The organism is Jannaschia sp. L-14R, assembly GCF_056857695.1.
Genome location: NZ_JBSXNP010000008.1, coordinates 255181 through 273492 on the forward strand (window position 1 = coordinate 255181; position 18312 = coordinate 273492).

Annotated in this window: 18 protein-coding genes and 5 pseudogenes; 8 read left to right on the forward strand and 15 right to left on the reverse strand. The window is 63.1% G+C overall.

Annotated elements, in window-relative coordinates:
• Positions 1–11: 11 nt before the first annotated feature.
• From AC13C2_RS04120 to AC13C2_RS04145, 6 genes are read right to left on the reverse strand one after another with little or no spacing between them, the layout of a single operon-like run.
• Positions 12–956: a hypothetical protein gene (locus AC13C2_RS04120; protein WP_482886021.1), complete on the reverse strand. Its 945-nt coding sequence runs from the start codon at positions 954–956 to the stop codon at positions 12–14.
• Complete coding sequence (locus AC13C2_RS04125; protein ID WP_482886022.1) at positions 953–2656, reverse strand: restriction endonuclease subunit S; 1704 nt, start codon at positions 2654–2656, stop codon at positions 953–955. Before AC13C2_RS04125 ends, AC13C2_RS04120 begins: the two co-directional genes overlap by 4 nt.
• Entirely contained in the window at positions 2653–4110 is a 1458-nt protein-coding gene (locus tag AC13C2_RS04130; RefSeq protein ID WP_482886023.1) for a type I restriction-modification system subunit M, read from the reverse strand. Before AC13C2_RS04130 ends, AC13C2_RS04125 begins: the two co-directional genes overlap by 4 nt.
• Positions 4111–4113: 3 nt before the next feature.
• Entirely contained in the window at positions 4114–6573 is a 2460-nt protein-coding gene (gene hsdR / locus AC13C2_RS04135) for an EcoAI/FtnUII family type I restriction enzme subunit R (protein WP_482886046.1), read from the reverse strand.
• 5 nt (positions 6574–6578) lie between these two features.
• On the reverse strand, positions 6579–7010 hold the full coding sequence (locus AC13C2_RS04140; RefSeq protein WP_289594961.1) for a type II toxin-antitoxin system VapC family toxin: 432 nt from the start codon (positions 7008–7010) through the stop codon (positions 6579–6581).
• Between the two features lie 11 nt (positions 7011–7021).
• Complete coding sequence (locus AC13C2_RS04145) at positions 7022–7264, reverse strand: FitA-like ribbon-helix-helix domain-containing protein (protein ID WP_090201419.1); 243 nt, start codon at positions 7262–7264, stop codon at positions 7022–7024.
• 270 nt (positions 7265–7534) lie between these two features.
• Between AC13C2_RS04145 and AC13C2_RS04150 the strand changes: the two are divergent.
• Positions 7535–8287, forward strand: a pseudogene (locus tag AC13C2_RS04150) (IS110 family RNA-guided transposase); the annotation flags it as partial.
• Between the two features lie 16 nt (positions 8288–8303).
• Here the strand turns inward: AC13C2_RS04150 and AC13C2_RS04155 are convergent.
• From AC13C2_RS04155 to AC13C2_RS04165, 3 genes and pseudogenes are all read right to left on the reverse strand, one after another.
• The gene (locus AC13C2_RS04155; RefSeq protein WP_482886024.1) at positions 8304–10265 is read right to left on the reverse strand and encodes a hypothetical protein; all 1962 of its coding nucleotides are present in this window, start codon (positions 10263–10265) and stop codon (positions 8304–8306) included.
• Positions 10262–10612, reverse strand: a complete 351-nt coding sequence (locus AC13C2_RS04160) for a toprim domain-containing protein (RefSeq protein ID WP_482886047.1) — start codon at positions 10610–10612, stop codon at positions 10262–10264. The genes AC13C2_RS04155 and AC13C2_RS04160 overlap by 4 nt, the downstream gene beginning before the upstream one ends.
• Positions 10586–10732, reverse strand: a pseudogene (locus AC13C2_RS04165) (DUF7146 domain-containing protein); the annotation flags it as partial. The pseudogene AC13C2_RS04165 and the gene AC13C2_RS04160, both read right to left, overlap by 27 nt.
• Before the next feature lie 2 nt (positions 10733–10734).
• Between AC13C2_RS04165 and AC13C2_RS04170 the strand changes: the two are divergent.
• The 4 genes from AC13C2_RS04170 (at position 10735) to AC13C2_RS04185 (ending at position 12669) form a co-directional block, all read left to right on the forward strand.
• Positions 10735–11505 (forward strand): transporter substrate-binding protein, encoded by a 771-nt coding sequence (locus AC13C2_RS04170; RefSeq protein WP_482886048.1) that lies wholly within the window; start codon positions 10735–10737, stop codon positions 11503–11505.
• On the forward strand, positions 11502–12251 hold the full coding sequence (locus AC13C2_RS04175) for an ANTAR domain-containing response regulator (RefSeq protein ID WP_482886025.1): 750 nt from the start codon (positions 11502–11504) through the stop codon (positions 12249–12251). Before AC13C2_RS04170 ends, AC13C2_RS04175 begins: the two co-directional genes overlap by 4 nt.
• 113 nt (positions 12252–12364) lie before the next feature.
• Positions 12365–12532, forward strand: coding sequence for a DUF421 domain-containing protein (locus AC13C2_RS04180; RefSeq protein WP_175495861.1), 168 nt, complete (start codon positions 12365–12367; stop codon positions 12530–12532).
• Complete coding sequence (locus AC13C2_RS04185) at positions 12529–12669, forward strand: YetF domain-containing protein (protein WP_175495860.1); 141 nt, start codon at positions 12529–12531, stop codon at positions 12667–12669. Before AC13C2_RS04180 ends, AC13C2_RS04185 begins: the two co-directional genes overlap by 4 nt.
• A 239-nt stretch (positions 12670–12908) precedes the next feature.
• On the opposite strand, the gene ligD is transcribed toward AC13C2_RS04185, so the two are convergent.
• A complete protein-coding gene (ligD, locus tag AC13C2_RS04190; RefSeq protein WP_482886026.1) occupies positions 12909–14987 on the reverse strand; it encodes a DNA ligase D in 2079 nt (692 codons plus the stop codon).
• A gap of 307 nt (positions 14988–15294) precedes the next feature.
• On the opposite strand from ligD, the pseudogene AC13C2_RS04195 reads away from it, so the two are divergent.
• The 3 pseudogenes from AC13C2_RS04195 to AC13C2_RS04205 all read left to right on the forward strand — a co-directional run.
• A pseudogene (locus AC13C2_RS04195) lies at positions 15295–15488 on the forward strand (transposase); the annotation flags it as partial.
• A pseudogene (locus AC13C2_RS04200) lies at positions 15483–15689 on the forward strand (MYG1 family protein); the annotation flags it as partial. The pseudogenes AC13C2_RS04195 and AC13C2_RS04200, both read left to right, overlap by 6 nt.
• A 218-nt stretch (positions 15690–15907) precedes the next feature.
• Positions 15908–16228: pseudogene (locus tag AC13C2_RS04205) on the forward strand (transporter substrate-binding protein); the annotation flags it as partial.
• On the opposite strand, the gene AC13C2_RS04210 reads toward AC13C2_RS04205, so the two are convergent.
• From AC13C2_RS04210 to AC13C2_RS04230, 5 genes are all read right to left on the reverse strand, one after another.
• Positions 16131–16691 (reverse strand): DUF7146 domain-containing protein, encoded by a 561-nt coding sequence (locus tag AC13C2_RS04210; RefSeq protein WP_482886027.1) that lies wholly within the window; start codon positions 16689–16691, stop codon positions 16131–16133. The pseudogene AC13C2_RS04205 and the gene AC13C2_RS04210 sit on opposite strands and share 98 nt — an antisense overlap.
• On the reverse strand, positions 16636–16881 hold the full coding sequence (locus AC13C2_RS04215; RefSeq protein ID WP_482886028.1) for a hypothetical protein: 246 nt from the start codon (positions 16879–16881) through the stop codon (positions 16636–16638). The genes AC13C2_RS04210 and AC13C2_RS04215 overlap by 56 nt, the downstream gene beginning before the upstream one ends.
• A 124-nt stretch (positions 16882–17005) precedes the next feature.
• Positions 17006–17227: a hypothetical protein gene (locus tag AC13C2_RS04220; protein WP_482886029.1), complete on the reverse strand. Its 222-nt coding sequence runs from the start codon at positions 17225–17227 to the stop codon at positions 17006–17008.
• Entirely contained in the window at positions 17220–17486 is a 267-nt protein-coding gene (locus AC13C2_RS04225; RefSeq protein ID WP_482886030.1) for a DUF5659 domain-containing protein, read from the reverse strand. The genes AC13C2_RS04220 and AC13C2_RS04225 overlap by 8 nt, the downstream gene beginning before the upstream one ends.
• 25 nt (positions 17487–17511) lie before the next feature.
• On the reverse strand, positions 17512–18282 hold the full coding sequence (locus AC13C2_RS04230; protein WP_482886031.1) for an ImmA/IrrE family metallo-endopeptidase: 771 nt from the start codon (positions 18280–18282) through the stop codon (positions 17512–17514).
• Positions 18283–18312: the final 30 nt, after the last annotated feature.

Consider the following 18312-nt stretch of genomic DNA (forward strand, 5'->3'; position numbering starts at 1 on the left):
AAGCGCCCACATCAGCCTTCCGTCCCCTTGAAGCTACGCCGCCAAGAGTCACCGGCGACAACGCTTAGACCGTCCGGCTGAAAACCTTCGGCTTCGAGCGTTTGCCGTAGTTCCGCAATAAGAGCGCGCGCCGCTGCCCACCGACCTTCAAGAAGCAGAGGATAAACCTTTGGATGAATCTTGACCTTCAGGTCGATTTGTTCAGCTTGGGCCGAAGAAAGTTCGCTTTCCGCCTCAGCTGCCAACGCTAGTGCGGGCGCGTAGTAGTATGTCCAATCTTCATCAGCGACGCTAATCTCAATCGGTTCCAGCTTCTCAGGTTCTTCCGGCTCAGGATCGCGCCAGTAGAACTCCAACTCATCCCCACGAAAGAAGGCAAATGATCCGATGTGCAGTGTGCAGGCAGAACCATTGACGGAAACGAGCCGCTCCGCTTGATCCTTGGCTTTCTGCTTGTCTTTTGCACTCGGCAAGCTTGAACGGCCCTTTGTCTCAAACGCGTGCCACGCGCCACTCGCATCTTGCCCAATGAGATCTGGGCGGGATCGTCCGAGGTTCTGGGCGTTGTATTGGTCGCGGAAGGCATCGAGATGCAAAAGCCAGGGCGTGTTCAGCAATCTGCTGGCAAACAGCTTGCAAACCGCCATCCCGAGGAAATAGCTGACCGCCCCTTTCTCCGTGGGGTCTAGCGCCCGGAACGCATCGGTCCGTCGGAAGCGGTGGCTGTAAGGTCCTTGTTCCAGTGCCATTCTGACGAGCGAGAGCCGGAAGAGCGCCTCGTGGAGCGAAGCCTCTTCATGCTGGAAGACATACGCCGTGTTTGGCCGTCCTATCGTAATGGCGGCCCAGAGCAATTCATCCCACGTCGTAGTGAGGTTTCCGTATCTTTTGACCAAGCCTTTTGGAAAATCGCGGCTCGAATAGTGGATTTCGGGATCGTAGGTGAGCCGACTCATTCCGCCGCCTCCATCGCTGCGACGGCGGGGTCCAGCGCCTCGTGGAGGAGGGCTTCGAGGAGGTGGGCGCGGGTGGTGTCGGTGGTGGTGAGGGCGGCCTCCAGCCGGTCGCAGAGGGCCATGAGGGCATCGACCTTGGCCACGATGCGGTGTTGTTCGGCGAGGGGTGGGAGAGCAATGGGGATCGCTGCGAGGGTTCCCTGTTGCAGCGCCGGCACCGCTGTGCCGGCCTGGTAGCGCGTGAAGTCCAGCGTGGTCATGAGAAGGTAGGCCCATTCGACAACAATGTCGGTGGCAAACGTGATCCCCAAGCAGTTGTTGTCGATTGCCGAGCCACGCGTGAGGATGCGCCTCTTGTTGGTCGCGATGGCTCCGCCGATCTTGGGGAAAATGATTGTGCCGGGTGGATGAATTGCCGCGCGCATCCGCTTGGCCGCTTCATCGTCAATGGTGTTGTTGGCCGTTGTGATGAACTTCTCGTTTTCCGGAAGGTTCATGTCGCTTACCTTCAGGAAGAAGTAAGGCCCATCCGTCTCACCCTGCTCATTCTTTGGGAAGCCCGAGCCGATCGCCCACTCACCGAGCGCGATCAAGGGCACCGCTGACCAGTTTGGTGGAAGTTCGCCCAACTCTTCGGCGTCGATTTCAGGCAGCTCCTTCTGCCGCTTCCCGCTGGCCGCCTTCTCTGACTCAATCCGTTTCAACAACTCCGACGCCGGTTCGTCGGTCGGGTCCTGGTCCACCAGTTTGCCGCGGACGGCGAGGTTGAGGATGGTCTGGCGGAGGGGTTTGATCTGGTCGGGGCGGGTGGTGAGGGCGGGGAGCGTGGCGAGGGCGAAGCGGGCGTTGGCCGGGAAGTCGGCCGCGTCGGTGTCGGGCCCCGTATCAGAGGAAGTCAGCCGGGCGAGGCTGGCGGCGGTCAGCCGGTCGCGGGTGGCCTCGCGCGCGGTGCGGGCCGCCTCCAGCCGGTCCAGCAGCGCCATCAGCTCCTCCACCTTCGCCACGATCCGCCGCTGCTCGGCGAGGGGTGGGAGTGGGACAGGAATATCGACGGCTCGGGCTTGGTTCAGCTTCGAGCGCGTCGCACCGACAACCCTCCCAGTGTAATCAAAGACGTTCAAATACTGCGCGAGGAACTGATGCGAGATCAGGATCCCCTTGAAGACGTGGGCATGGTTGTTCACCCAGGTCTTGCCGCTTATGATGTAAGCCTTTGATCGGAATGGGTCGAAAAACGGCACGCCATCTTCGCCCAGAAGAACCAGTTCCTCGTCGAAGAGGTAGTCGTCGATCCAGCCTTGTTGCTGGGTCGCGCCGTAGTAGGGAAAAAGCTCGTCTTCTGACTTTCCCTCGATCCGCATATCTCGTTCGGTGCCGTTGATCGGTTTGCGCATGTAGTCGAGGCAAACGGCGATGTCTGCGAGGCGGGTCCAAGTCCATCCCGGTGGAGTTGGGAACGCCATTTCGCCTGCGGCCACTGGGTCAACGGGTTTCGGTCGCTTGATCTCCCCCGCCTTCACCAGCCGCGCCTTTTCCGCCGCGATCCGCTTCAGCAATTCCGACGCCGGTTCGTCGCCCGCCTCCTGCGGCACCAGCTTCCCCCGCACAGCGAGGACCAGCACGAAGCGGCGCAGGCGGGGCACGGCGTCGGGCGCCTCGGCCACCTTCTCGTAGAGGGCAAGCAGCCGTTCCGCGTTCATCTTGCGAGCGCCTCGGACAGGATTGCCTTCAGCTGGTCGCGGATCGCCGCTACCTCGGCCTCGGCATTCGTCAGATCCTCCAGCAGCGTCTCGGGGTCGCCGTGATCCTCGGCCACGGTGTGCGGGTTCTTGATGTCGAGGTTGTAGCCGCGGGCCTTCACGTCCTCCGCGCTGACCTTCCAGGCGCGCTCGGACTCCTGTCGCCCCTCGCGGCGCGGCCCGCCCCACCAGGCGGCGCAGTCGGCCAGATGCTCCAGCCGGATGGGCCGGGTCATGGAATAGGCCTTCTGCCCCTCGGGCACCCGGTGCTCCCAGAACCAGATGTCCTGCGTGGGCGCGCCCTTTTCGAAGAACAGCAGGTTCGTGCCGATCGAGGCGTAGGGGCGGAAGACCGAGTTCGGCAGGCGCACGATGGTGTGGAGGTTGCATTCCTCCATCAGATGCTCCTTGAGCCGGGTCTTGACGCCCTCGCCGAAGAGCGAGCCGTCGGGCAGGACCACCGCCGCGCGGCCGCCGGGTTTCAGCAGGCGGATGATCAGGGCGAGGAAGAGGTCGGCGGTCTCGCGGGTGCGGAAGTGCTGCGGGAAGTTGGACTCGATCCCGTCCTCCTCGCGCCCGCCGAAGGGCGGGTTGGTCAGCACGATGTCCACCCGGTCGGATGCGGTGTAGCTGATGTAGGGGCGGGCCAGCGTGTTGTCGTGGCGCACGAAGGACGGGTCCTCGATGCCGTGCAGCAGCATGTTGGTGACGCAGAGCATGTGGGGAAGCTGCTTTTTCTCGACAGCGTGCAACCCTGCCTGCATCGTCTCGCGCTGCGCAGGCGTGCGGACGTAATTCTCCTCCATGTGGCGTATGGCGCAGGTCAGGAAGCCGCCTGTGCCGCAAGCTGGGTCGAACAACGTCTCGCCCGGATGCGGGTCGATCATCTGGACCATGAAGGAGGTGATGGCGCGGGGCGTGTAGTATTCGCCCGCATTGCCTGCCGACTGCAGGTCGTTGAGCAACTGCTCGTAGAACTCGCCGAAGTGGCGACGTTCGTCGAGGTTGTTGAAATCAACCTGATTGATCTTGTTTACGACCTGCCGAAGCAGCTGGCCGGATTTCATGTAGTTGTAGGCATCTTCAAACACGTCGCGCACGACGCGGCGGCGGTCACCCGGTTTGGCCGAGACCTGGAGGCCCTTTAGGGCCGGAAACAGCTCGTCGTTGACGAAATCGAGCATGGCCTGTCCAGTGATCCCTTCGGGATCTGCCGCCCAGTTGCGCCACTGGAAACGCTCGGGGATGGGCGAGCGGTAGTCGTCGCGCGTGATTTCGAGTTCCTGATCCTGATCGTCGATGATCTTGAGAAAGAACAGCCAGGTGAGCTGGCTGATGCGCTGGGCATCGCCATCGACGCCGACGTCCTGGCGCATGATGTCCTGAATGGATTTGACGGTGGTGCGGACGATCATGGTTCAGGCGGTCTCCTGGTAAAGCGCGTCCTGCAACTCGTGGACGGCCTTCTCGAAGCCCGCCTTGCCGCCGAACGCGTTGATGAGTTGAACGACGCTGCCCATGTCGGTGAAGGGGGTCACCTTCAGCACATTAGCGTCGTCGAGATTGAGCACGCCCTCGTCGCGGTACTTCTCCAGCAGGGCATCGAGGACCGCGCGAGCTTGCGGCCCGTACTTGGTGAACACGTCACGCTTCTTCACGTTCTCGGCCCGTTCGCGGCGCGTGAGGGGCTTGGCGTCGAAGGCGACATGGCAGATCAGGTCGAACGGATCGAGATTCTTGCCAAGCTCGTCAGCGATGGCATCGAGGGCTAAACCTTCGGCCTCCAGTTCCTCGACGATGGCCTGCTTGCGCTCGGCGGCGTTCCAGCGTTTCAGAAACTCGTCGAGGCTGGCGAAACGTTTCCTCAGGGCGTTCTTGGTGAAATCGCGCAGAGATTCGGTGACAAGCTTGCCGTTCTCGTCGAGGTATTCCACCCGCTCGGCGATGATGCGGGCGCCGACGCCATCGACGTAGATCTTGCGCACGGGATCGCCCGTCGGCAGCGGCAGGCCGGGCTGATCGACGATGGTCTCGTCCTCACCCGGCGTCGGCGGGATCGCGTCCTCGCCCTCGGGCGTTGCTGGTTCCTCGTCGGGCGGCGTCATCGGGTCATCCGCGCCTGGCGAGTAGATCTGCACGGGATCGCCGTCGAAGTCCGGGTCAGCGAAATGCGCTGTCGCGCCACGGAAATCGATCAGCGTGAAATAGAACTTCCTGGTGTCCTCGTGCACGCGGGTGCCGCGCCCGACGATCTGCTTGAACTCGGTCATCGAGCCGATTTCACGGTCGAGCACGATCAGGCGGCAGGTCTGCGCATCAACGCCGGTGGACAGCAGGCGTGAGGTCGTGACCAAGACGGGCCACTTCGATTCCGGGTCGATGAAGTTGCCAAGCTGGTCCTGGCCCTCCTTGTCGCTGCCGGTGATGCGCATGACGTAGCGCGCGTTCTCGGTCACCAGATCGGAGTTCTCGTTGATCAGCGCCTGACGCATGCGGGCTGCGTGTTCCTGATCGACGCAGAACACGATGGTCTTCTGGTAGCGGTCGCCGCTTTCCTTGAGGAAGGCCGTGATCTTCTTCGCCGTCAGAAGGGTGCGGTCGTCCAGAACCAGCGTGCGGTCGAAATCCTTGGCGTTGTAGATGCGGTCCTCGACCTCGTTGCCGTCGCGGTCCAGCTGGCCTTTCTCGGGCCGGTAGCCTTCTACGTCACGGTCGATGTGAACTTTGATGACCTTGTAGGGAGCCAGAAATCCGTCGCTGATCCCCTGCTTCAGCGAATAGGTGAATACAGGCTCGCCGAAATATTCCGTGTTGGAGACATATTCCGTCTCCTTCGGCGTGGCGGTCAGGCCGATCTGCGTCGCACCGGAAAAATGGGTCAGGATTTCACGCCAGGCGGAATCCTCGGCGGCGCTGCCGCGATGGCATTCGTCGATCACGATCAGATCGAAGAAGTCCTTCGAGAACTCCTTGAACAGCTTCTGGCGCTCTTCCGGCCCGGTGATCGCCTGATAGAGGCCGAGATAGACCTCGAAGGCGGTGTCGATGCGCCGTTTCCTGTCGAGCGCCAGCGTCAGGTCGACCGAGGTGCCGTCCTGCCGTTCGATGGTCTTGGCATTGGTTGAAAGCTTTGCCATTGCCGCGCCAAAGGGGCGGAAGTCGTTCACCATCGTCTGGTCGATCAGCACATTACGGTCGGCGAGGAACAGGACGCGCTTGTTGCCTTCGGGGTTCCAGCGCCGCGATTTCCACAGCCGCCAGATGATCTGGAATGCCGTGTAGGTCTTGCCCGTGCCGGTCGCCATGACCAGCAGAACCCGGTCCTGTCCCTTGGCGATGGCCTCGATCGCCGCGTTGACCGCGTTGACCTGATAGTAACGCGGCTCCTTTCCGCTGCCGTCATCGTGGTAGTCCTGAAGAACGATCTCCTCGGATGCGCCGTCCAGTCCCTTCCAGCAGCGAAAGCGCGCCCACAGATCGGCGGGTGAAGGGAAGGCGTCGAGGCCGAGGTTCGACTCGCGCGGCGTGCTGGCGCCGGTGCGGTCATGGAATACGAAACCGTCACCGTTCGAGCTGAAGACGAAAGGGATCTTCAGCGTTTCTGCATAGTCGAGCGCCTGCTGCATGCCGTCACCGACACTGTGAGAGTTGTCTTTCGCCTCAATCAGCGCGATCGGAATGTTCGGCTTGTAGTAGAGAACGAAGTCGGCCTTCTTCGCCTTGCCGCGTGTCACCAGCTTGCCGCGCACGATGATGCGGCCCTTGGTGAAATAGACCTCCTCCCGAACTTGCACCATCTCGTCCCAGCCGGCGCGTTTGACGGCCGGCAGGATGAACTTGGTGCAGATGTCGCGTTCGGTGAGGCTTCGCTTGTCCATGCCGGTCAGCCGCCCTCCGAATGCTGCCATGGATCGATCACCTCGACACCGCAGCCCGCGAAATCGCCGACGTTCCGGGTTGCCATGGCAGCACCGCAGGCGCGGGCTATGGCCGCAATCTGGCAGTCAGGAAAGCTGATCGGCCGACCCGCGGCGCGGCGGTCGGCGAAGATGTCGGCGAAGGCTTTTGCCGCGGCGCTGTCGAACGGCAGCACCCGTCCCGCGAAGTCTTCGCCGACCATGGCGTCGATCTCTGCAATCAGGCGCTCGCGGCGCTTGCCCTCCGGCAGGATCACCGCACCACGCCGCAACTCGGCCTCCCCCACCGCGCTGAGATGAAGGGCGGCGGCGTCTTGATGGCCGAACCAGTCCAGCACGGCCGGGGCGGGTTTCGACCGCATAAGCTCGGAGATGACATTGGTGTCGATCAGGATCATGGCTGCCTGCATCAATCGAAGCGCGGGGGCTCGGGCATCGGCTCGCGGGGCGGCAGATCGAGGTCCACTCCGCCCAGGGCTGCAAAGCGGCGATGAATGGCTTCACCAAGGTTTTCGGGCGGCGCCCGTCTGCCGACTGCCTGGCGCAGGATTTCCCGCGCCTCCTCTTCCATCGAGCGGCCGTGCTCGGCCGCGCGGATGCGCAGACTGCGCTTCAACGTGTCGTCGAGATTTCGAATCGTGATGCTGGCCATGATGCCCTCCATCGGCTTCGTGTGAGATTAGGCGCTGATTGCAGTGCAATCAACCGAGATCGTCCAGCGTGGACAGGCTGGATTCCGGATTCTGGTGGATTCCCAAAAAAGGAAGCCAGTCGCTGGCGATGTTCCGCGCTTCGCCCGCCAGCATAGGAATGTCGCCAGGAAGGACCCAATGTTCGTTTCGGGGTGGCCCGTCTCCGTCGTGTTATGCCGGGGATTTCCCGTATGGCACGGAGCAGAGCCCCATACACGAGGAGACGAACCATGGGAGAGGATACAGCATTCGTCGGTCTGGACGTGCACAAAGAGACGATCGCCGTGGCGGTCGCCGAGGACCGCCGCGGCGGCGAGGTGCGCTATCTCGGCGAGATCGAGAACACGCGCGAGTCGATCCGCAAGCTGGTGAAGAGGCTGAGCAAGGCGCACTGCGCACTGCATTTCTGTTACGAGGCCGGCCCCTGCGGCTACGGCATCCACCGCCAGCTGACCGAGATGGGCCACGACTGCGAGCTGGTCGCGCCGTCGAAGACGCCCTCGCGCCCCGGCGACCGGGTCAAGACCGACCGGCGCGACGCCGTGCTGCTGGCGCGGCTGCACCGTGCGGGCGAGTTGACGCCGGTCTGGGTGCCGGACGAGGGCCACGAGGCGATGCGCGATCTGGTCCGCGCCCGCACCGCCGCGATGGAGAGCCTGCGCCGGGCGCGCCAGCAGCTCTCGGGCTTCCTCTTGCGCCACGACCGGGTGTTCCGCGCCGGGTGCAACTGGACGAAGAAGCACCGCGTCTGGCTGTCGGGCCTGCGTTTCCAGCACCCCGCCCATCAGATCGTGCTGCAGGAATACATTCACGCGGTCGACGACGCCGCGACCCGGCTCGCGCGCATCGAGGATCAGATCCGCACGCTCGTTCCCACCTGGTCGCTGGCGCCCGTCGTCGAGGCCATCCAGGCGATGCGCGGTGTCAGCTTCATCTCGGCCGTCACCGTGATGGCCGAGACCGGGGATCTCGGCCGCTTCGACAAGGCGTTTGCGGCGCTCATAGCCGTGCCCTCCAGCTGGTGGCTGCTATTTTGTCCGGCCCGGAATGAGCAGCGCGGTTTGCGTCCGCACCGTCTGCATCGTCCCGGCCATTGGATTTCAGAGGGTTACCGCGGACGCTATCGACCTTTCCGTGCGCGCAACCGTCCGCGTCGTTGGCGATCGTCCGCAGGTCGGGCGCCCCGAAGCCGTTGTCAGGAACGGATTTCGGCCTTGGCGCGGACGGTGCGGACGGCGCGGACGGTTGCGCCCCGCCGCGTTCCGGCACCGATTCCGCGCCTGCGGCGGTGATGCGGATGACACGGGTGCGCGCCCGGCCTTCGCGCTCGAATGACACCTCGATGCCGATCTTGCGCAGGAAGGTGGCAGCACGGCGTAGCCGTCCCGAAAGCGCGCGGGGACTGTCTGGCCACGTCTTGGATTTGGCGATGCGCTCGCCCGCCGCTTCTCCAAGGGCGCCCAGAAGGTCCGAGGCGGTTCCCGTCCACTCCGTCCGCTCCAGCATGACGGCGCGCGCGGCAGCGGCGACCGGATCGGCGTCTATGACACCCTCGACGGCCTCGTCCCGGTTCCCGCAATAGGCTGACCAGAATGTGCCCGCAGGCCAGATCGCGGTCTCGCAGGCTGAAGCCCACAATGCGAAGTCGGCCATGCGCGGCAACCTTGGCAGATGGGTGTGGGGAAGGCGCTTCAAGCCCTCCACCACGGCATCAAGCAGGACGCCGAGGAGACGCGCGCGTTCCGCCTCGAAGGCCGCCCACAATTCCGCCTCCGGTCGACGGCGTTCTTCGGGGATTGGCTCAAGCGTGAGGAACACCACGCGGTCGGCAAGGTCAGGCCGGGTCACGATGTCCTCGATGCCGTTGAGGATCACCGGGCGTGCGGCGTCGAACAGCACCTCATCCTGGTCGGTGTATAGTTGGCGCACGGCGAAGCCGCCGCCGGTGGCCAATCGGCAGAGCGTGTCCGAAATCCACGCAGGCAGGCCCGACACGTTGTCGAAGGCCAGCACATGGCCGTTGCTGGCTGCGATGAATAGGTCGCGATCCTCGCGCGGCAGGGCGCGCAATGGTGCGGTGTTGGGATCGAGTAGAGCCCGCAGGATTGCCGAGAAAGTTGATTTCGCCGAACCCTGCTCGCCCGACAGAACGAGCGCCGGATAGGGTCCTTTATTGCGCAGGACGGCGAGCGCCCAGGCTACCACCAAGACAAAATCTTGATCGGACTGGACGTTCAGAAAGGCGCGCAATGCCTCGATCGATCCGCCGGGCGCCGGGAAGACCAAAGGCTGCATGCCAGCCGCGCGCCGGAATCGCACTGGCGGTTCGTCGATCACCCGCCAGCCTGTGGCGTCTATTTCCACCGCCCGCCAAGCCTCGTCGCCGAGATCGAGGTAGAGCCGCCCATCCAGGCCGCCGACGCGGATGAACACCGGCCGTTCCGGTCCGTCAAAATGCGCCTTCGCCTCGATCACGTTGAGCGCCGATTGCAGCGCCTCTGAGCTTGGCGCGCCGCCGGTTTGCTCGTAGAACTGCCGCGCCAGCCAGCGGCGAAAGCCCTTCGTGCGCACCGGCCAGGTTTCGCGATGATCGTTGATCGTGAGGTCGGCAAAGGCCGTTCCGTCCGCCGAATGGAACAGTTCGGCCGCGCCCGCAAGGTCGATCAGGATGTCGGCCTGCGTCGGACCGCGCCCGCCATCCCCGCTTTCCTCAGCCATGGCCTCGTCGAGCGCGGTCACCCGGCAACCAGCTTTCTTGAGCTTCGCGCGCAGGGCTTCGAATGAAGCGCGATCCTCCGCCTTGAGGGCTGCGAGCCGCTCCAGAACCTCAGGTGTGAATGCCGCGCCGGGATCTTCAGTGGATTTCTCGACCAGACCGTCAAGCGGATCGGGAATTTCCTCGGCCGCGTGTATCGCGTCGAGGATGGGGTTCAGGTCCTCGCCTTCAACATCTTCACTCATTGCGCGCCCTCCTCGATGCCAGGTGCGCGGCCGAGCAAAATATCGTTGAAATCCAGACCACGTGGAGGCCGGGCGATGCGCACCCGCCGCCCCTGCCGCATCCAGCGCATAGCGCAGTCACGCGCTGCCGCTTCGCCGGGATCGTCGCCATCGGCCAGAACGATCACGTCGCGCACCCAATCTGGCAGATCGAGCGCCCGCAGCCCGGAGGTTGAAAGCGCAGCCCAGGCCGGATGTCCGGTCGTCTGCATAGCCGCGAGACAGGTCTCGATGCCTTCACCGATCATCAGGACTTCGTTGGGATCGCCCAAGCGAACCGCACCGCCTCGGCACGGTCCGAGCATCATCTTTTCAGGTTCGACCGGCGCCTTGCCCTTACCGTCTCGGGCGAGGAATGTGCGGTGGATGGCCAGCGGCGTGTCGTCAACGCCCCGCTTCACCAACGCCACCATGCAGGGCCAGATTCCGCCTGAGGGATGCCCGCGTCGTCTATTCCCACGCCTGCACCAATCAAAACATCCTGCCGATCCTCAGCTGGGCCATGCGGGAATATGGCACGGCCGCGTTTCTGATCGGGTCAAACTACATCTGGGGTTGGGAAACGTGCCGCTTTGCCCGACACCAGGTCGAGGCGGCCGGGGGCAAAGTCTTTGGCGAGCGGTTCCTGCCACTGGGGGACGAGGACGTGGCGGGCCTGATCAAGGAGATCGAGGTGACGCGGCCACGGTTCATCCTGAATTCGCTAGTCGGAGCATCGTCTTACGCGTTTCTTAGGGCGTACCGGGCGCTGGGCGCACGCGACGCCTACTTCCTGCCCGAGACCTGCCCGGTGCTGTCGTGCAACCTGACGGAAGCGGAACTGCCCCTTCTGGGCGCGGCGGCAGAAGGGCTGATTGCCGTTGGCCCCTCGTTCAGCGACCAAGTGCAGCTGGCGGGTCGCGGATCGTCGCTGGAACTGACAGCCTATCGATCCGTCCTGACGCTTGCGGCGGTCCTGTCCGACATGTCGGTCGAGGAGCAGGCCGGCCCCTTCGATGACTTCATCGCCGAGCACGGCGCGAACTACGGGATCGATCCGGCAACGCACCATTGCACGCTGGATGTGAAAATCGCGCAGGTGCGCAACGGCACCTTCGACGTACTGGCCGATTGGCGCGATATTCGGCCCGATCCCTACATGACTCGGCCCATGCGGCATCCGCAACTGGACGGGCCGCGCCTGTCGGTGGTGCGCGCATGATGCCCGGGATTGATATCACTGGTCTGGACGGTGCGCAGGCCATTGTTCTGCATCCCGATCATGAGCGGTTGCAGCTTCTATTGCGGCAGTTGCGGGCCATCGGCCTGAGTGTTGAGACGGCCTGGCCCGACCTGCCGTCTGCCGCCATTCAGGCGAATGTGGTTCTCTATGATGTGGACCTTGGCCACGACGAGCAGTTCCCCTGGGCCCCTGGCGAGGCGCCGATGCCGATGATTGCGCTGGTCGGCTCGGAGGCACCGGGTCGCCTGGAATGGGCCTCGCGGATAGGGGCGGATGCGCTGTTGATGAAGCCATTGGGCGCGGAAGGCGTGTTCGCAGCACTTCTTGTGGCGCGGCAGGCGTTCGAGCTGCGCCGCAGTCTCGCCGCCGAAATCGCCTCGCTTCAGCCCGCGCCCTATCTCTCCGCGACCTTACAGCCTTCGCGCAAGGCAGGCGTGAAAGCGGCTTCATGCAGCCTCCCGCAAGCCGTTATGATGCGCAGACCCTCGCTGAACTTGCCGGATACTTTGCCCGACAGCCCGGCCCCGTGCCGGAACCCGGCCCCGACGCGGGTGCCGACAGGGACGCAGAGGCATCGCCACCTGCCCGCTGGTCCTCCGCTCGACACTCCACAGGACGCGGCCGAGATTCTCGAGGGCGACACCGATCTTGGCTATGCCACGGTACCGATGGCCGCTCCCGGCGGGACGCCCTCCACGCCCGAGGCGCTGCTGGCCCTTGGCTAACGCATTGCCCTCGACGGCATCGCAGAGGCCGGGATCCCGTCCTGCCAAAGTTGCCATGGCCAGGGATCGCAACCGCAAAGCCCCGACTTTCCGGCGTTTGCCGGGCAGCCGACATGGTATCTCGCCGAGAGCCTTATGTGATTTATGCGTATTCATTGCTGCTGATCCGGTGGGTCGGCGGGCGGGGCATCGCGCAGATGTCGACCGTCGAGTTCCTGCTCGTTATCGCCCTGGGTTCTGCCGTCGGCGATGCAATGTTCTACCCCGAGGTGCCGGGGTGACGGCCGAGATCGTCCGCGAAGGCGTGATTAACATGCAGGCCTTGCGTGATAGTAAAATCGGCAAGAGTGAGTTGTTCGAAAGCTTGCGGGAGCAAGGCTATGTCAACCTGGATGAAGTGAGGCATGCCTATCTCTAGTCATCCGGGCGTTTCAGCTTCTTTTGGGCCAGACCACCCCGACCCGGATTGCGATCGAAACTGCATGGGATGTATTTGCCCCCGCGATGTGCGGACCTGGCTCAGAGGTAGGGAAGATACATCGATGGCCTGCTGCGGATGCAGACACTCATCGAGGTCGCTGTCAAAACACCTGTCGCCTGCCGACATTGTGACGGCACAGCCTGGACAGTCGCGGTATTGCCGGAAAGCGAGGCGGATTAACTGTCGATCCAGTCCTGAAGCCGCGTCGCCGTGTCGGCATCGAGAGTGTGGAGACTGTTTGCCTGCTTGAGATAGGGACAGGGCGCAGCGAGCCGAGTGTCGATGTTGGCCAAAGTAAACGTGGCCGCGCCCTTCAAATTCGCCAGCTCGTCCCATCCGACCGGCACCGCCACCGGCGCCCCAGCACGGGCGCGCAGGGACCAGGGTGCTACGGCCGTCGCACCGCGCTCGTTGCGCAGCCAGTCGATGAAAATCCGGCCCTTGCGCCGCGCTTTCGACATCGAGGCGGTAAAGCGCTTCGGCTCCTTCTCCTCCAAAACATGTGCCAGTGTCTTGGCGAACCCGCGCACCGCGTCCCAACCTTGGGTGCGGCGCAGCGGCACCCAGACGTGGACGCCCTTCCCGCCGGTCACCATCGCCCCGCTTTCCAGCGCGAGATCGGACAGCCAGCCGCGCAGGTCCAATGCAGTTTGCCGCACATCGTCCCACCCGAGTCCTTCGTCTGGGTCGAGATCGAAGACGAGCCGGTCTGGCCGGTCGAGCCGATCGGTGCGCGCCCCCTGAATGTGAAACTCGACTGTGCCCATCTGCGCCGCGGCGACGAAGGATTCGGCGCGCGTTGCGTAAAGATAATCGGCAGTCTCGCCGTTACTTTCCTCGATGGCGATGCGTTGGAGTGCGGCAGGCATCGCACCGTGGCCGTGCTTTTGAAAGAAACACGCTTCTTCCAGGCCACCGGGACAGCGTAAAAGAGAAAGAGGTCGGTGGCCTGCTATTTCAGTCAAACGTTCGCCTGCCCGCTCATAATACCGCGCGACATCCAGTTTGGTGAAACCGGCATCGCCGAACACCCGTCGGTCAGGGTTGCTGATCTTCACGCCAGCCACGACGGGTGAATCCGTTTCCGGTTGCTCAATTGTCACGGTGGCGGCCTCCTTATCCTCACGCAGCCCCAGATAGGTGCCGTGGCGAATGTGGCCGTCGGCGGTGAATTCGGCAAAGTCTATCTCGACAACGGCTTTGGGCGTTACCCATGTCGCCGCACGGGCAATATTGGCAGGCACGTCGATGAATGGACTCGTCTTGCGGGCTTTCAGCGTCTTCTCCAGCCGGTCGAAATCGGCATCGGTGAACCCGGTGCCGACCCGACCTCGATAACGCAGCCCGTCAGGACCAAACTCGCCCAGCAAAAGCGACGCGAACGGCCGTCCCCGCTTCTCTGACGGCGACAGGCCCCCCACCACAAACTCCTGCCGTTTGGTGCATTTCTGCTTGCGCCACGCCTTGGTGCGCGCACCACGATAAGGCGCGTCGCAACGTTTACTGATAATGCCCTCGGCCCCCGCCTCGCAGGCTGCGGCAAAGACTTCGGGTCCATGGCCCTGCACATGCTGGCTCATCCGCAAGGTGCCACCCTCCGGCATTCCAGCCATCAGTTTCGTAAGTGCTTCACGCCGAGCGGTCTGAGGAAGTTTCGCCAGATCGGCGCCGTCGAGGGACAGGAGGTCGAATGCGTAAAATACCAACGGATCGCCGATGTTCAGGGCGTCCTGTAGGGATGAGAATGCCGTGCCACTGATCCGGGCGGCCATCACCTCGCCGTCGATCAATGCCGACGCGCAGGGCAGCGTGTCGAAGGCCCCGTCCAGCGCCGCGAACTTATTGGTCCAGTCGTTTCCACTGCGCGTGAACAGGCGCGTCCCACCCTTGCCAAGGGAGGCAAGGCAGCGATATCCGTCGAATTTTGTTTCATGGATCCAGTCGTCGCCTTCGGGCGCAGTCTCGGCGAGCGTGGCCAGCTGGACCTTGCGAAATGGTGGGCGCTTTCCGTCTCGTTTTTTCGTTGCCGCGGGCTTAAACTTCGCTCCGCGTGCGATTTCGTTCATCGTGCGTCCAGTGCGCACCGACACCTTCTGTGTCGCCGTCAGGCCGTCAGGCTCATCCGAGGCGAGGGCATCCCGCTCCTTGATCAGCAACCAGTTCTCGCGCTTCTCGCCTTTGCGCGGCTTCATCCGCACAAGCGCCCAGGCCCCCCGCATCCGGTGCCCTTGCAGCACGACCTTGAGATTGCCCACCGTGAGGAATCGTGGGCGGCGTAGAGTTCGACCGGGATTGAGACGAGCGACAGCCGAAGCTGACCTTTCCAGAGTGCGCGCTGTGCCATTGTATCTCCAATCATCGAGAATGCTCGGAACACAACGCTTAAAGGGCATCATTCGATCCATCTTCTGAGGAGCGGCATTTTCCCATGAACCCTTCGGGACGCGCCCTATACGGCTTTTCGATTCATTGTCGGTAGAACAATTATGTGTCGTTAAACCTTAGGTTTTTGATCACACGGTTTGATGGTGTGATCCATTCTCAGGAATGGAAGGAAGCACTATGGGACAGGTTCGTCACGGCAGCGCTACGACCACGCACGCCGTCAGAGCTGAATACAGCGATCGCAAGCTTCGCTCTCGGAACTGAGCCGGGAGTTAGGGATCAATCCCAAGACGGTTGCGAAGTGGCGGAAGCGGGCGACGGTCGAGGATCTGAAAACCGGCCCGAAGGAACCGCGGTCAAAGGTTCTGACCACGATCCGAACCGGCGACGACACCTTCGACACGCGGGCCGACCTGCCGGAAGCCTGGGCGGGTCTGACGGACGCGGCGCTGGAGGGGGCATCGGGCGTTCCCGGTGCGAAATTCTGTCACAACGGCCGATTCATTGCCGTGGCCAGCAAGCGCGACGCAATCATTCAGATGGCCGATCTGGCGATTGCAGAGGTCGCCTGATCAGGGCTTTTCCACTTACTTCGCGAAATTTGCCTAAAAATTGGGCGAAAACCCCAATTTGGCGACTCCGAAGAGATTAAGTTGTGCAGAATCGTGGACAGTCACGCGCGGCTTCGCCTTAGCTTGAGACACAAGCGGCAAGACCGCTGGGCAATCAGGCCCCGTTTCGACTTTTCCTGCCGGAGGGTCGTGCGGGGCTTTTTCGTTTTTGGGGACCTATGAAAACCGATATCGATCTTGGCATCCTCTATTCCCGCAGCGGCACCTATTCCGCCCTGTCGGAAGCACTGTGGTTGGGCGCTATGGAAGCCATCGAGGTGGTCAATATGGCACCCGAGATCGGCGTCGCCTTTCGCCCAGTCGAGCGTGACCCCGGCGGAGATGTCCAACGCTACGCCCCCCTGTGCGCGGACATCCTAGCGTCGACCAGGGCGCGTCACATCATCGGCTGCGTGACCTCCTCGTCGCGCAAGGAGGTGATCCCGGCATTGGACAAGGCGGGCGCGACGCTGTGGTACAACGTCCCTTACGAGGGGTTCGAGACCTCTGCTTCAGGCCGCGATGAAAGCGAAGCGACAGCGGCAGCGAACAAGTCAGGCCACGCGAAGCGAGATAGGCTTCGACCGGCGTGCCGTCGGCAGGAATCGTGGAATGCCATATCGAAAGCGCGACAGCACTCCGTTCAACCTGGTCCGGATCAGGTCGTGGCGGTGAAACTTGACTGCGACGCGAACGCCCAAGGGTCGAACGATCCTTGCCGTCCCACAATCCGCGTGATTTCAGGGCCGCGATCACGTCGCGCTGGTCGCACCCGGCATGACAGCGCACCAGCACCTTGCCGTCAGCGTCGCGAATTGAGAGGCTCGGCTCGCGGTCGTCATGGGCTGGGCAGCGCGCCATCCAGCCTTGTCCGACCTTGCGGCCGCCAAGCGTCCTCGCGATGGTTTCAGCGGTCATCGCGCACCCCCTCATCGCCAGAGATCGCCGTGTCACTGTTGTCATTCGCCGGGGGCGGCATATCGGCCCGCGACCACTCGGCTAGGACGGCAAAGAAGCCGGTCAGACTCGCGGCGATCTGCTTCGCCTCGTCGCGGCTCAGATCGCGCCCGAGGCGCGGTTGCCAGACCTTTCGGGTCCGTCCGATCAGTTCGTCATTGAGATTGTCGTTTGCAGCTTTCACCGAAGATCTCACGGTCGGCTCCTCGCCGTTCCGTGCCCCTGATCTCCGGCCTCGGATTCCCACCGATGACGCTAGATCGTATCGTCATTTGCATGTTCAGCGTCCCAGTCGCAGGGATCGCCCGTTTGCGCCCCCTTCAGCGCGGCAGTTCGTCCTCGGGGATCGTGAATTTGTGGGACTTGCCTGCCTCAATCACGAGTTCGCGCCGGTTACCCTTACCGACTGCGCTCGACACGGTGGCGCGGAAGTGACCGTGGCTCAGGCCGTCGAGAACGATCTGGCCAATCTGATCGAGCGCCTCGCGCAGCTGAGGACCGCAGGTGGCAAGGGCGGAGGTGTGGCTGGATTTCTCAAGCATTGTGCAGCAGCGCCTTCATGTCCTTGATGGTGGTGGAAAACGCGAGGGGCGGCACCGTCGCACCGTCGCCGTAGAACGAAAGCACGTCCTCGCGTCGGGACGGGCGGTCGCGGAAGACGAACACCTTACGGCGTCCCTCGGCGCGCAGGTCGAGGAGTTCATATCCGGTGCACCGCAGGAAACAGGCGAGGTAGAAGTCGCGGGTCTCAAACCCGTCGCCCCGCGCCACTACGCTGCATTTCGCCTGTTCACTTGACACTTCACAATCTCCTCAAAAAAGGGGGTCAGTCGCCCGCGAGAAGCCGCTGCAGCGGCACGGTGCGATGGAGAAGCCCCAGCTTCTCCAGTCGGATGCGCATCGCGATGGGTGACACCAAGAACCGTTCGGCGAGCGGCTTGCAGAAGCGTTCTAGAGCCTCGTCGTCCGTCTCGCATTCCAGCATCTGCCCGCTCAGTTGGAAGCCGTATTTCGGGATCTCGACGAAGGAATGTTCGATCGGGGTCTTCGGCTGGAGCACGCGCTGCTTGCGATCGGGGAAGAACTCGTCCCACACTGCGAACACCATCTTGCGCGGCATCAGCAGGCAGGAAGCGTAGAAGTCGGCCTGCCACTCCACTCGCTCCTTTGCCTGGCTCGAACGGCAGATGAATTTTGGGGCGCTGTCGCCGTCGAAGAGCGATGCCTGCGCCGTATCCCCCACGATCAGATGCTGATGCAGACGCCAGTGCCCGCCGCCCTCATGCGCCACAGTGAAGCGATAGCGGCCTTCGCGCGCCGGGTTCTCGTCGGGGTCGAGGGTTTCGTCGATGACGATGCTCCCGTCACCGTAGATGGCGCCGAGGATGTCGGTCTGCCCGTTTTCCGGCCGAGGCACGTTGAGGCTGGCGTGAAGGTCGTCGAACTCGATCCGCAACTTGAGGTGTTTCTCGACGATGTCCTCGATCGGGATCGGCGGCTCGATCGTCACGCCCCGTGCATGCTCAAATTCCTCGATCAGGGATACCGAGTCGCGCTCGATGGCCTCGTCGGCAAGATAGGGAACAAATCGGCTCATCAGTCATCCTTCATTTGCATCGTGGGGGCC

Bases quoted from the DNA above. Each gene is read 5' to 3' on its own strand.
- AC13C2_RS04120 (WP_482886021.1), bottom strand. From the start codon at position 956: ATGAGTCGGCTCACCTACGATCCCGAAATCCACTATTCGAGCCGCGAT.
- AC13C2_RS04125 (WP_482886022.1), bottom strand. From the start codon at position 2,656: ATGAACGCGGAACGGCTGCTTGCCCTCTACGAGAAGGTGGCCGAGGCG.
- AC13C2_RS04130 (WP_482886023.1), bottom strand. From the start codon at position 4,110: ATGATCGTCCGCACCACCGTCAAATCCATTCAGGACATCATGCGCCAG.
- hsdR (WP_482886046.1), bottom strand. From the start codon at position 6,573: ATGGACAAGCGAAGCCTCACCGAACGCGACATCTGCACCAAGTTCATC.
- AC13C2_RS04140 (WP_289594961.1), bottom strand. From the start codon at position 7,010: ATGATCCTGATCGACACCAATGTCATCTCCGAGCTTATGCGGTCGAAA.
- AC13C2_RS04145 (WP_090201419.1), bottom strand. From the start codon at position 7,264: ATGGCCAGCATCACGATTCGAAATCTCGACGACACGTTGAAGCGCAGT.
- AC13C2_RS04155 (WP_482886024.1), bottom strand. From the start codon at position 10,265: ATGAGTGAAGATGTTGAAGGCGAGGACCTGAACCCCATCCTCGACGCG.
- AC13C2_RS04160 (WP_482886047.1), bottom strand. From the start codon at position 10,612: ATGATGCTCGGACCGTGCCGAGGCGGTGCGGTTCGCTTGGGCGATCCC.
- AC13C2_RS04175 (WP_482886025.1), top strand. From the start codon at position 11,502: ATGATGCCCGGGATTGATATCACTGGTCTGGACGGTGCGCAGGCCATT.
- AC13C2_RS04180 (WP_175495861.1), top strand. From the start codon at position 12,365: ATGGTATCTCGCCGAGAGCCTTATGTGATTTATGCGTATTCATTGCTG.
- AC13C2_RS04210 (WP_482886027.1), bottom strand. From the start codon at position 16,691: ATGACAACAGTGACACGGCGATCTCTGGCGATGAGGGGGTGCGCGATG.
- AC13C2_RS04220 (WP_482886029.1), bottom strand. From the start codon at position 17,227: ATGCTTGAGAAATCCAGCCACACCTCCGCCCTTGCCACCTGCGGTCCT.
- AC13C2_RS04230 (WP_482886031.1), bottom strand. From the start codon at position 18,282: ATGAGCCGATTTGTTCCCTATCTTGCCGACGAGGCCATCGAGCGCGAC.